The sequence below is a fragment of the Ruegeria sp. YKSD179 genome, assembly GCF_059612885.1.
Window position 1 is genome coordinate 25,622 of the sequence record NZ_JBXWRL010000018.1, and the last position, 13,094, is coordinate 38,715.

12 protein-coding genes are annotated in these 13,094 nt (G+C 53.0%); 2 read left to right on the forward strand and 10 right to left on the reverse strand.

Annotated features, from left to right (window positions below; all coding sequences use genetic code 11):
* Positions 1 to 37: 37 nt before the first annotated feature.
* Both AC2FNE_RS11380 and AC2FNE_RS11385 read left to right on the forward strand, forming a co-directional pair.
* On the forward strand, positions 38 to 1,420 hold the full coding sequence (locus AC2FNE_RS11380) for a leucyl aminopeptidase family protein (protein ID WP_496805413.1): 1,383 nt from the start codon (positions 38 to 40) through the stop codon (positions 1,418 to 1,420).
* A complete protein-coding gene (locus tag AC2FNE_RS11385; protein ID WP_496805414.1) occupies positions 1,417 to 2,154 on the forward strand; it encodes an NlpC/P60 family protein in 738 nt (245 codons plus the stop codon). The genes AC2FNE_RS11380 and AC2FNE_RS11385 overlap by 4 nt, the downstream gene beginning before the upstream one ends.
* Here the strand turns inward: AC2FNE_RS11385 and AC2FNE_RS11390 are convergent.
* The 10 genes from AC2FNE_RS11390 to AC2FNE_RS11435 all read right to left on the reverse strand — a co-directional run bounded on the left by AC2FNE_RS11390 (position 2,151) and on the right by AC2FNE_RS11435 (position 13,043).
* Positions 2,151 to 2,501, reverse strand: coding sequence for a DUF2794 domain-containing protein (locus AC2FNE_RS11390; RefSeq protein WP_170480851.1), 351 nt, complete (start codon positions 2,499 to 2,501; stop codon positions 2,151 to 2,153). The genes AC2FNE_RS11385 and AC2FNE_RS11390 overlap by 4 nt on opposite strands.
* 74 nt (positions 2,502 to 2,575) lie before the next feature.
* On the reverse strand, positions 2,576 to 4,240 hold the full coding sequence (locus AC2FNE_RS11395; protein WP_170606415.1) for an ABC transporter permease: 1,665 nt from the start codon (positions 4,238 to 4,240) through the stop codon (positions 2,576 to 2,578).
* A 111-nt stretch (positions 4,241 to 4,351) separates the two neighbouring features.
* A complete protein-coding gene (locus AC2FNE_RS11400; RefSeq protein WP_170606417.1) occupies positions 4,352 to 5,572 on the reverse strand; it encodes a phenylacetate--CoA ligase family protein in 1,221 nt (406 codons plus the stop codon).
* Positions 5,573 to 5,591: 19 nt separating this feature from the next.
* Positions 5,592 to 6,425, reverse strand: a complete 834-nt coding sequence (locus AC2FNE_RS11405; protein ID WP_170606620.1) for an ABC transporter ATP-binding protein — start codon at positions 6,423 to 6,425, stop codon at positions 5,592 to 5,594.
* A gap of 81 nt (positions 6,426 to 6,506) precedes the next feature.
* Positions 6,507 to 7,790, reverse strand: coding sequence for an ABC transporter substrate-binding protein (locus AC2FNE_RS11410; RefSeq protein ID WP_170606419.1), 1,284 nt, complete (start codon positions 7,788 to 7,790; stop codon positions 6,507 to 6,509).
* Positions 7,791 to 7,864: 74 nt separating this feature from the next.
* Entirely contained in the window at positions 7,865 to 8,941 is a 1,077-nt protein-coding gene (locus tag AC2FNE_RS11415; RefSeq protein ID WP_170480859.1) for a branched-chain amino acid ABC transporter permease, read from the reverse strand.
* A 3-nt stretch (positions 8,942 to 8,944) separates the two neighbouring features.
* Positions 8,945 to 9,202, reverse strand: coding sequence for a hypothetical protein (locus AC2FNE_RS11420; protein WP_170606421.1), 258 nt, complete (start codon positions 9,200 to 9,202; stop codon positions 8,945 to 8,947).
* Between the two features lie 2 nt (positions 9,203 to 9,204).
* Positions 9,205 to 10,191, reverse strand: coding sequence for a branched-chain amino acid ABC transporter permease (locus tag AC2FNE_RS11425; protein ID WP_170480863.1), 987 nt, complete (start codon positions 10,189 to 10,191; stop codon positions 9,205 to 9,207).
* A gap of 29 nt (positions 10,192 to 10,220) precedes the next feature.
* Positions 10,221 to 11,039 carry an ABC transporter ATP-binding protein gene (locus AC2FNE_RS11430; protein WP_170606423.1) on the reverse strand — a complete coding sequence of 273 codons (819 nt, stop codon included), beginning with the start codon at positions 11,037 to 11,039 and terminating at the stop codon, positions 10,221 to 10,223.
* A 60-nt stretch (positions 11,040 to 11,099) separates the two neighbouring features.
* A complete protein-coding gene (locus AC2FNE_RS11435; protein WP_170606622.1) occupies positions 11,100 to 13,043 on the reverse strand; it encodes an AMP-binding protein in 1,944 nt (647 codons plus the stop codon).
* Positions 13,044 to 13,094: the final 51 nt, after the last annotated feature.

A 13,094-nucleotide genomic window follows, 5' to 3' on the forward strand; every position in this document is an offset into this window, starting at 1 on the left:
ATAATCTTGGCGCGAACACAACAGCCCCGAGAAGCCTATGCCTTTGTCCTTTGCAGCACCCGACGAGTCCACCATTGCTCTTGAAGTCGTGGCACAACCTGATCTTGAAGCATGGTTGCAGGAACAGCCAACTCAGGTTGCCGCATGGGTCACGGCAAACGGATTCACCGGTGCTTTAGGGCAAGTCATTTTGTTGCCGGAGCCGGACGGTTCACCGGCCAAAGCCGTTGCAGGATTCGGTAGCGCAGAAAAACGTGCACGTAAACGATTTCCGTTGGCTGCCGCAGCTGAAGCTTTGCCAAAAGGCTCGTACCGAATCTCATCAGAGCTGCCGGATGCCATTCTGGAAAACGAATGTTTGGGCTGGCTGATGACAGCCTACAGCTTTGACAAGTACGCTGACCAATCGTCAAGCAAAGCAAGGCTGACTGCACCCGAAGGCGTGGATGTTACTCGGATTGAAACATTGGCCAATTCCGAGGCTTTGACCCGCGATCTGGTCAACGCACCTGCATCCGACATGGGCCCCGAACAGCTGCAGTCTGCGGCCGAGGCATTGGCGCAAGAATTTGACTCCTCGTGCAAAGTGGTCCTCGGAGAAGCCCTGTTAAGGGACAACTTTCCAATGATTCACGCCGTTGGCCGTGCCGCAGAACAAGCTCCGCGATTGATTGAGGTGAACTGGGGACACAAAGGGCCCAAACTGACTTTGGTTGGCAAAGGCGTCTGTTTTGATACCGGTGGACTGGACTTAAAACCAGCTTCTGCCATGGGGTTAATGAAAAAAGATATGGGTGGGGCCGCAAACGTGTTGGGCTTGGCGCGCATGATCATGGCTTTGGAACTGCCCCTACAACTACGCGTTCTGATTCCTGCGGTTGAGAATGCTGTGGCCGGCAACGCCTTCAGACCCGGGGATATTCTGACGGCAAGAAACGGTTTGACAGTTGAGATTAACAATACTGACGCCGAAGGTCGGCTGGTGCTGGCCGACTCTCTTGCTTTTGCTGCTGAGGAACACCCTGACCTTGTTATCTCGATGGCCACTTTGACCGGGGCCGCTCGCGTTGCCGTCGGACCAGATATCGCCCCTTTCTATTCCAACGACGATAAAGTTGCGGAAATAGTGCAGCAGAAAGGACAAGCCACCGCTGATCCAGTCTGGAGGCTTCCGCTTCACACTCCATATGAGGCCATGATCGAACCTGGGATCGCGGATTTGGATAATGCACCATCGGGCGGTTTTGCAGGTTCGATAACCGCAGCTTTGTTCCTTCGTCGATTTGTCGACGAATGCCGTTACCTTCATTTTGACATCTATTCCTGGCAACGCACGAAGGAACCGGGTCGCAGCAAAGGTGGATTGGGGCAGGGGCCTCGCGCAATACTCGCCGCGCTGCCGGAGGTTTTGGGTTTATGAGCCAACGACGCGTAGTAAACCCTGTAGTTGATCTTCTTCGGGAGCCCAAGGGTCAGCGGGACCGGCAACTGTTATTTGGCGACACCGTCACAGTGTCCGATGTCGCTGACGAGTGGAGTTTGGTGATCTCGGACAAGGATGGCTACCGCGGGTGGGTTGCCTCTGGTCAACTGGGAGAACTTAGCCCCGAGACACATTGGATACTTGCTCCGGCAACTCATGTGTATACCCAACCAGACATGAAAAGCGCCGATATTCTGTCGTTGAGTCATGGCAGCAGGATAAGAGCATTGTCTGAACAACATGGCTTTCTGGAAACCGAGTTGGGGTATGTACCCCAGGTGCATGCCATTCCAACTTTTTCCCGTTTGACCGATCCTGTCGCAGTGTCTGAGCAGTTTCTTGGCACACCTTATCTTTGGGGCGGCAACAGCCGGTTCGGTCTGGATTGCTCAGGTCTGGTACAAGCCGGGCTACTGGCTTGCGGAACAGCTTGCCCCGGCGATAGCAGCGATCAAGAACGTCAGCTGGGCAAAACCTTGCCCGGGGGCACACTGGCCGAACGCGGCGACTTGTTGTTCTGGAAAGGTCACGTTGCCTGGGTCGCGGGCGAGAATTTGCTGCTACACGCAAACGCCTACCACATGGCTGTGGCATATGAGCCGATGGACAAAGCGATCTATCGTATCGAGAAACAGGGAGACGGAGCCATTACGTCGCACATTAGGCTTTAATCAGGGTCTACAGCCCGGATTAATTTTCGCTCCAGAACCCTAAGAACTGTTCGCAGATCTTGCCCTCGTTTCAGGATACGACCATCCATTCCGACCACGGAATACATCCCTTGACGCAAACGCAATCCCGGGTGCTTTTCCACACGGTAGATCGGGTGTTCTGCTGTTCTTCGGAATATGGAGAATATCGCCACATCGCGCAGGTTGGATATTCCATAGTCGCGCCATTCCCCGGCGGCGACCATCCGGCCATATACGGACAGAATCTGAGACATCTCACGCCGGTCAAAGGAAACCGGCATCTGCGCCGGACGTGAGGGAAACCGGCTGGGAGGCTGCATGTTCATGATCCAAGCCTCGCCGGAAATCCAAATAGAATCAAGCCTACCGCTCTTAGATTGCGCATTTTCATTTCCACCTGTTACCGTCGGCCAACCTGACGACAGATCAGAATTACTGGTAACAACCCTACTGCCAATATGACCAGTGACGGAACCGCTGCGCCCTCCAACCGTTCGTCCGAAGCCAGCCGATAGGCCTGAACCGCAAGTGTGTCAAAGTTGAACGGTCGCATGATCAGTGTCGCTGGCAGTTCTTTCATTACATCAACGAAAACAATCAATAACGCAGTCAGCAGCGATGGTGTCAGAATTGGCAGATGAACCCGGCGCAATGTGCCCAGAGGCGTTTGCCCCAATGACCGAGCCGCCGCATCCATGTTGCTGTGAACAGTGCTTAACCCGCCTTCATACGCGCTGAGGGCCGCAGCGAGAAATCGAACCATGTATGCCGCTATCAACAGCCAAATTGATCCTGTGACCAACAATCCTGTCGATATTCCGAAATTTTGGCGCATCCAAGCGTCCAAAGTATTGTCGAACATGGCGAAAGGCACCATCAGCCCTACGGCGATAACGCCTCCGGGCACTGCGTAGCCCAATCTGGCCATATAAGCCGCCATATTCGACCCGCGCCCCGGTCTAAGGCGTTGAAAGAAACCAACGCCGATTGCGGCGCAAACCGTGACCAGCGCCGCTGTTCCCGCCAACAACAGCGAGTTACGGATAAAACCCAGATAGCGCCGGGAAAACAAATCCTGCTCGGAATCCATACCCATTTGCACCAGAATGAAAACGGGCAACAAAAACCCCAACAACACTGGTATGCTGCACAACGTGAACGCGGCGACTGATTGCCAGCCATTCAGCTGTGCCGCACCCATTCCCGCGTGACGCTTGCCGGTTTGATAGTATTTTGCCTTGCCACGTTGAGTCCGTTCGGCCACTGCCATTACCAAGGCAAAAACCAGGAGGCAAGACGCCAGTTGAGCCGCCGCTGCACGATCAGCCATCGAGAACCAGCTTGTGTAAATACCCGTCGCAAAGGTCTGAACGCCAAAATACGCAACAGTGCCGAAATCTGCGATTGTCTCCATCACCGCCAAAAGCACACCGCCTGCTATAGCTGGACGCGCCATGGGCAATGATACACGCCAAAAAGCCGCCCATGCGCTGTTTCCCAGTGCTCTCGCGGCTAAAAATGCGGTAGCGCTTTGTTGAAGAAAAGCCGCTCGAGCCAAAAGGTAGACATAAGGATACAACACAAGGATCAGCATTACTGCTGCACCTTCAATGGATCGAATTTCAGGAAACCAGTAATCCCGGGGACCCCAGTCCATTACTTGCCGCAAGGTGGACTGTACAATGCCGGGATGATCCAGAATAAACGTGTAGGCGTAGGCTAATACGTAAGCTGGAAATGCAAGCGGAAGGACCAGCGCTATTTCCAAAAATCTAACCCCCGGAAAACGCGTCATGGTCACCAACCAGGCAGCACCAACCCCAACGGAAAACGTGCCTGCCGACACCAATAAAACCAAAATCGCAGTGGTCAGGACGTATTCCGGCAGAACTGTTGACAGCAAATGTGCGATTGTATCCGTGCCGCCAGTGACCGCCGCCACGACAACAGCCAACATTGGTAAAAGACAGGCTGCCGCCACGGTGTAAGCAATGCACCCGACAAATCGTGTGCCCAGCGCTCCGCGATTGCGGGTTCCGTGTTCTGCAAATTCGATTTTGGCCATTTACCAGGCTTTTGATCGACAATCCCAACGATTTGTCTTTAATCGACTAAAACGCTCGGAAACACCAGTAGGCGCGTCAAAGTTTCTTTGACGCTTTTGTTGTTCACCCAGTTATTCGTAGACCCGCTGATCTTCGATTACCAACCCATCCTTAGGCAGCGAGCCTGGCGCGACAACTTCTATGGCTCCCTTTAGTTTTAGTACCTCAACAACGGTTTTTGCGTAGGCCGAGTCGTCGCCACCGGGGCTTTCGATCTGCACGGTCAAAGTATCCATCTCTCCGTGACGAGCCGCGATGACGCGCGCCTTGACGATTTCCGAATGTTTATCGACCAATGCGGCCACCTGTTCGGGGCGCACAAACATACCCTTAATCTTTGTGGTTTGGTCTGCGCGGCCCATCCAACCCTTAATACGCATGTTGGTTCGCCCACACGGTGACACGCCTGGCAGTACTGCAGACAAATCTCCTGTCGCAAAACGTATGAGTGGATAATCAGGGTTCAACGAGGTGACGACCACTTCGCCCACATCCCCATGCTCCACCGGAGTTCCCGTTCCCGGGGTCACGATCTCGACGATCACATGTTCATCAATGATCATCCCCTCCATCGCGGGACTTTCATACGCGATGTTGCCAAGATCCGCAGTTGCATAACATTGAAGACAGGCGATCCCGCGATCCGCATATTCCTGCCGCAAAGAAGGGAACAGAGCCCCGCCTCCAACAACGGCTTTCTTGAAATTTAGCAAAACGCCCATTTCTTCGGCCTTGTCCAAGATTACTTTAAGATAATCCGGAGTGCCGGCATAAGCTGTGCATCCCACATCACGTGCCGCAGTGACCTGCAATTCGGTCTGCCCTGTTCCGGCCGGAAGCACTGCCGCCCCTACCGCACGGGCGCCGTTTTCAAAAATCATTCCTGCGGGGGTCAAGTGATAACCAAAGCAATTTTGAACAATATCTTCGGGCCCGACTCCGGCAGCATGGACAAACCGCCCCATCCGCCACCAATCGTGATCCGTACTTCCGGGTTCATAGATCGGACCCGGCGACTGAAAGATGTGATGGAATCGTGCCGCCGGCTTTAACGTGAATCCGCCAAATGGTGGATGATCCGCCTGAGCGCGTACTAAGTCAGACTTTCTAAGAACGGGAATATTCACCAAATAATCCATCGAAGAAATGGATTCCGGTTCCACATCTGCCAGATACGCAGCATACCCTGACGCAGTTTTGGCCTTTTCAATCTGAGCACGCAATGCTCGCGTTTGTTCGGCAGCACGCTGATCTGCCGAGCGGGTTTCGAGGGCATCGTAAAACTTCGTCATCACCTACTCCTCCATCCGCTTACAACCACCTCTTGCGGCGGCGGTATGAGCGCACGTCACGAAAACTTTTGCGGCCTTCTTCGGACATGCCGAGATAGAATTCTTTTACGTCCGGGTTCTCACGCAGTTCAGCCGCAGGACCATCCATCACGACGCGGCCAGACTCCAGAATGTACCCATAGTGCGCAAACCGCAGGGCGACATTGGTATTTTGCTCGGCCAGTAGGAATGAAACGCCTTCTTGTTCGTTCAAATCCTTCACAATACCGAAAATCTCTTCGACCAACTGCGGCGCCAGTCCCATAGAAGGCTCGTCCAACAAAATCGTTTCCGGACGGGACATCAGCGCGCGTCCCATCGCGAGCATCTGTTGCTCGCCACCTGACGTATAACCAGCCTGAGAACGGCGGCGCTCCTGCAACCTGGGGAAATATTTGTAAACTAATTCAAGGTCTTGCTGAATAGCCGTATTGCCATCCTTCCGCGTGTAGGCCCCGGTTAGCAGATTTTCTTCGACGGTCAGGTGCTCGAAGCAGTGGCGACCCTCCATAACCTGAATAACGCCTTTCTCAACCAGATCTGCCGGGTCGCTTTCGTGAATGCTCTGGCCGCGATACTCGATTGTGCCCTTTGTAACTTCGCCTCGCTCTGAATGCAGCAAATTCGAAACCGCTTTTAGGGTTGTTGTCTTGCCAGCACCGTTGCCACCCAACAAAGCGGTGATCCCACCTTTCGGCACAGTCAGGCTCACGCCCTTCAGCACAAGGATAACGTGATTGTAGATCACCTCGATGTTGTTGACCTCAAGCAGGGTTTCCGTCTGAACGTCATTGCTTTGTGCCGCATCCAGCATCAGCGTGTCCTCATGCCTGTCCACTAGTGGACGTGGGTGTTCAGGACGGCAGCAATCTGCCGTCCCGGTTCGCTTTTCACTTTAGTTGCAGCGCGATGCGATGTTGTTTTCCGAGGCATAGGCGCCAGAGTCCGCATCAATCAGCGGGCCAATTACATCGCCGTCCGTTGCCTTGAATTCGGAAATCAGAGACCATGTTTTGTTGGCCGCATCCCATTGGGTCACACCTACCAGGGCGTCACCACCATGGTTGTCACATGACACCGCAAAGGTCGGGCCAAAATTCGGCATGCCAAGTTCCGCCATCTTCGCTTCGGTCATTTCCAATGCCTCCATGCCATCGCGCATGTCGGCAGGGGTGATGTCTGCATTACCAGAAATCTCTTGCGCCTTTTTGGCGGCTTCGGCTGCCAACATCGCCGCATAGAGACCACGGTTATAGAGAACGGTTCCGACTTGATCGCCAGCGCCAGCCGCTTTGCCCGCATCAACGACGTACTTTTTCAAGTCGTCATAAAGCGGATAGTCCGCACCAACGTTGTGGAATGTAAGCGCCTTGTAGCCATTTGCTGCCTCACCTGCAGGCAGTACGTCGTTCTCAGAGCCTGACCACCAGATGCCAATGAAGTTCTCCATTGGGAACCGGATGTTGGCGGCTTCCTGTACGGCAACCTGGTTCATGACGCCCCAACCCCACATCAGGACATAATCGGGACGATCCCGACGAATCTGAAGCCACTGCGACTTCTGTTCCTGACCTGGGTGGTCGACCGGCAATGCTACCAATTCAAAGCCATGCTTTTTCGATAGCTCCTCGAGGGTACGGATTGGTTCTTTTCCGTATGCCGAGTTGTGATAGACCAAAGCAATCTTCTTGCCATTCAGGTCGCCGCCGTTTTCATCCAGCAGGTAATTTATCGCGCCCGAGGCACCATCCCAATAGTTAGCCGGATAGTTAAACGTATGGCTGAACACGTCGCCGTTCTTTGCCGACGTTCTGCCGTACCCCATCGTGTGCATCGGAATTCCGTCTGCCATTGTTTTCGGGATCAGCTGATAAGTAATCCCGGTCGACAACGGCTGGTACACAAGCGCGCCTTCGCCCTTGGTCGATTCATAGCATTCAACACCTTTCTCGGTGTTGTAGCCTGTTTCACATTCAATCACCTTGGCTGGAATACCGCCAATTCCGCCGTCACGTTCGTTCAACAGCGTGAAATAGTCAGCATAGCCATCGGCAAATGGAATGCCGCCCGCTGCGTACGGTCCGGTCCTATAGCTAAGCGATGGGAACACAAGATCGGCCATAGCCGGGCCCGCGGCCATCAGTGCGCCCAGCGCAATGGTTGCCAGTTTCTTTTTCATCGGGTGTTTCCTCCCTTTTTTGATCCGATGTTGGTCCGGGCTTAATGCCCGTCTTTTCTTTGGGCCAGCCCCGCTCAGTGCGGGAACGGCCATAGTCTGAGTTTCTCTTTCGCGACGCGCCAAAGCTGCGCCAAGCCGTGTGGCTCAAGGATCAGGAAAATGATGATCAACGCACCTACGATCACCAATTGCAGGTGGGCAACGATATCTGTCGGCCAACCCAACCAATCGGCTCCGACAACTTTTAGAACCACCGGTAACAGCACTAGGAATGCAGCGCCCGCAAAGGATCCGAAAATCGAGCCTAACCCGCCGATAATGACCATGAACAACACCAGAAATGATTTCTGGATGCCGAACACTTCGCCAACTTCGACAGCGCCGAGATATACCGCAAAAAACAGTGCACCGGATACTCCTACAAAGAACGAGCTGACTGCAAACGCGGTAAGTTTCGCTTTTAGAGGGTTAACTCCGATTATCTCGGCGGCGATATCCATATCGCGGATTGCCATCCACGTGCGCCCGGTTGTGCCGCGTGTAAGGTTGCGAGCAATAATGGCGCAAACAGTCAGGAAGATCAGGCAGAACAGATACGTCGCCCACGCCGGAGCGTTTGGCCCCGTGATGATAATGCCGAATACATCGCGTTCAGGTGCGTTGATCTGGCCTGATGCAGAGTAGTTGTAGAACCACGGCACTCGGTTAAAAAGCCAGACCAGAAAAAACTGGGCTGCAAGCGTGGCAACGGCCAAGTAAAAACCTTTTATTCGCAGCGAAGGCAACCCGAATAACACGCCGACAAGAGCTGTGATGCCGCCCGCTAGCAAAACGTGAATGAACATGCTGACATCGGGAAAGGCGGTCATCAGTTTGTAACAGGCGTATGCACCGACCGCCATAAATCCGCCTGTACCAAGGCTGACTTGCCCGCAATATCCAACCAGAATATTCAACCCAATTGCGGCGATCGCATAGATCAGGAATGGCAGCAGAAGGGCGTTTGCCCAATAATCATTGATGACAAATGGAATAATGCCGAACGCCACCGCTAAAACAAAGTAATACCGATATCTGTCAAACTTGATTGGGAAAGTCTGGCTGTCATCAACGTAGGAGACTTTGAAGTCCCCTGCTTCACGATAGAACATGTCTTACTTTCCCCATTCTTCTTGTGCCCGGTTTCGAGTGGCGGCGTCCAATTGATTGGACCTTTTTGCATATCCGCTCGATTCTGAGGCGCGCACTAGTTTCATGTAAGCCAGAACTCCTGTGACCAGCCCGGCAAATGCGAGCAAGGCGGCGACAACCATCTGGCTTTGACTAAGACTGTCAGAGGTGACAGCGATATAACCAAATGCCCAGAAGCCAGCCCAAGCAATGACATTGACGATGGCGATCAGCTTTTGCATCGCTACACCCTCTCGATGATTTTCTCGCCGAACAGACCTTGTGGCCGGAACACAAGAAAGATCAGGGCCAAGACGTAGGCAAACCAATTCTCCGTGGCACCGCCAACCATGGGACCTATGGTAAACTCGAACAGCTTCTCGCCGACCCCAATGATCAACCCGCCCACAATCGCGCCCGGGATCGATGTGAACCCACCCAGCATGAGGACTGGCAATGCCTTAAGAGCGATCAGCGATAATGAAAACTGCACTCCGGACTTGGTTCCCCACATTATGCCCGCGACCAGCGCGACAAAACCGGCGACTGACCACACCATCACCCATATGAAATTCAGCGAAATTCCGACTGACAACGCAGCTTGGTGATCGTCCGCAACCGCACGCATCGCCCGGCCCTGTTTGGTATACTGGCTGAATGCAACCAGAGCTGCCACCAACAAAGCTGCGATGACCGTGGCCACAATATCCAGATTATCGATGAAGAAGCCGTACCCGAATATGTTGAACGTTGCCTCGTCAATCCACAGGTTGATGCCTTGCGGCAAACCAACATCCAGTGTCTTGATCTCGGACCCCCACATCAGATCCGCAACACCCTCCAGGAAGTAGGCCAATCCTATCGTGGCCATAAACAGGATAATAGGTTCCTGGCCGACCAGATGCCGCATTACGAACCTTTGCACCGCCCATGCCAGAAAGACCATGACGGCCATAGTCAAAAGGATGGCCACGAACGCCGGTATATTCCAGCCAAACTTATGAATATGTGTTCCAAAAACGGCGTTGATCAGATGTGCAAACGGCACCTGACCGTTCATTATGCCCACCAGTGTCATAGCTGCAAACAAGGCCATAACACCTTGCGCATAATTGAAAATTCCTGACGCTTTGTAGATCAGAACAAAGCCTAGCGCGACCAGCGCATACAGTACACCGGCCATCAAACCGTTGAGGATGACCTCCATCGCAAATACCAGTTGCTCAGGCATTATTACCCCCCCAAATGTCAGACCGGAAATTAGTCATGGCTGACTCCCAAATAGGCGTCGATAACTTCTTGGTTGTTGCGCACCTCATCAGGTGTGCCGTCACCAATTTTGCGCCCGTAATCCATCACGACCACACGGTCGCTCAGGTCCATCACAACGCCCATGTCATGTTCGATCAAAGCAATGGTGGTGCCGAATTCATCATTCACATCGAGGACAAAACGGCTCATGTCCTCTTTCTCTTCAACATTCATTCCAGCCATCGGCTCGTCCAATAACAACAGCTTTGGCTCGGCCGCCAAAGCACGGGCCAGTTCCACACGCTTTTTCAAGCCATAAGGCAGCCGCGAAACTGGCGTTTTGCGAATGTGCTGAATTTCGAGAAAGTCGATAATTTTTTCGACCGCTTCACGATTTTCGACTTCTTCTGCCTCGGCCTTTCCCTTCCACAATGCCTGCTGGAAGATATTTGTTTTCATGTAGTTAAGGCGTCCCGTCATCACATTATCCAACACGCTCATTCCTTCGAACAATGCAATGTTCTGGAACGTTCGAGCGATGCCTTGCCGCGCAACCTCGTAAGGGCGCATCTGGGGGCGCTTTGCGCCATGAAACCAAACCTCACCTTCTTGCGGTAAGTAAAACCCCGAGATCACGTTCAACATCGAAGACTTGCCGGCTCCGTTGGGGCCAATGATGGCGCGGATTTCGCCTTCGCGGATATCAAACGAAATATCCTTGATCGCCACCACTCCACCAAAACGCAGGGTGATGTTTTTCATCTCCATCACCACGCCACCGATCTTTCGGCCATCTTCGGTGATATATCCTTCGGAGTTATCCAGCATCCGTGGCTCCTTGACTTACGCAAAAACGGGAAACCGAATGAGGCGGCGCACTGTGGGCAATCATTCTGCGGCCACCCTGTGTTCAGTAGACTTTACAACTGGCGCATCGACAATTTCTAAGGTTGCACTGATCGAACCCTTGCGACCGTCTTCGTATGTGACTTCAGTGGTCGTAGATACGGTTTTTGAACCGTCATAGAGCGCATCTATGATGTCCTGAAACTTTTCTTCGACAAAGCGGCGGCGCACTTTTCGGGTTCTGGTCATTTCGCCATCATCGGCATCCAGTTCTTTGTGCAGAACCACAAAGCGGTGCACCTGACAGCCCGATAGCATCTCGTCTGCTGCAACTGACTTGTTCACTTCTTTAACATGGCTGCGTATGGTCTCTAATACTCGGGGGTGGCCGGTTAATTCCTGATAGGAGGCATAAGCTACGTTGTTCCGTTCCGCCCAATTGCTCACGGCCGTCAGGTCAATATTGACAAAAGCTACGCAACGGTCTTTTCCATTGCCGAACAGAACGACCTCAAGGATGTCAGGATAAAACTTTAGTTTGTTTTCAACATACTTGGGGGCAAACATCGATCCGTCAGCCATTTTGCCGACATCTTTAGCGCGGTCGATAATACGCAGATGGCCGGATTCTTCTTCGATAAATCCGGCATCGCCTGTGGCAACCCATCCTTCAGCATCCTTTGTTGATGCAGTAGACTCGGGGTTCTTGAAATATTCGACAAACACCCCGGGCGAGCGATAGTGAATCTCACCTGTATCGTCGATTTTCAGTTCGACGTCCGGCGCTGGCACACCCACAGTGTCAGCTCGGACCTCGCCGTCCGGCTGAATAGTAATAAATACAGTTGCTTCGGTCTGGCCGTATAGCTGTTTTAGATTTATTCCCAGTGAGCGATAAAAGTCGAAAATTTCAGGCCCGATCGCTTCGCCTGCCGTATAGCCGACCCTGAATCGACCGTATCCCAAGGTGTCTTTCAGCGGTCCGTATACCAGCAAATTGCCCAATGCATATTTCATGCGATCGGCAAGTCCTACTTGACCACCGTCAAGCAGACGGCCACCCACTTTCTTCGCGTGCGCCATAAAATAACGGAACATCCGCTGCTTCAGATTGCTCGCATCCTCCATCCTAATCATGACGTTTGTTAGCTGAGTTTCGAATACACGCGGCGGAGCAAAGAAATATGTCGGCCCGATCTCACGCAGATCGGTCATCATCGTATCGGCACTTTCGGGGCAATTTACGCAGAACCCGCACCAATAGGCCTGTCCGATCGAAAAAATGAAATCCCCGACCCAAGCCATTGGTAAATAGGAAAGTATATCCTCTTTCTGGTTCAGGTGATCAAAGTCCGACGAATTCTTAGCGCTTTCGATAACGTTCCGGTTCGACAATACTACGCCCTTGGGCTTGCCCGTGGTGCCCGACGTATAAAGCATTACACAAGTGTCGTCGTAAGTGATTTCAGAGATACGTTTGTCCAGTTCGGCATCAAATCTCGCGTGCCCGGCGCTTCCCTCGGCCATGATGTCGGACAAAGCATTCATCTGGCTGTGGTCGTATTTCCGCATCCCCCGCTTGTCGGTGTAGAGGATATGTTTGACCTGATGCAGGTTTTGCTGGATCTCGATAACTTTGTCGACCTGCTCCTGATCGCCACATACTACGTACTTTGCGCCGCAGTGCTCCATCACATAAGCCATCTCTTCAGCGACGGATTCCTGATAAAGCGGCACTGGCACGGCGCCCACCATTTGCGCCGCTACCATAGACCAATAATGTGCCGGACGGTTGCGTCCGATCACGGCAATGTGGTCCCCTTTTTCGACGCCAATTTCAAGAAAACCCAATGCAATCGACCGAACCTCTTTGGCTGTTTCAGCCCAGGACCAGCATTGCCAGATTCCAAACTCTTTTTCCCGATAGGCCGGGGCATCGCCAAATTGAGTCGCATTGCGATGAAGCAGCGCCGGAAGAGAATACATCCCTTCGGCGCCCGACAGCGTCTGAGCCAATCTTTTTTCCTCCCTGTCCAA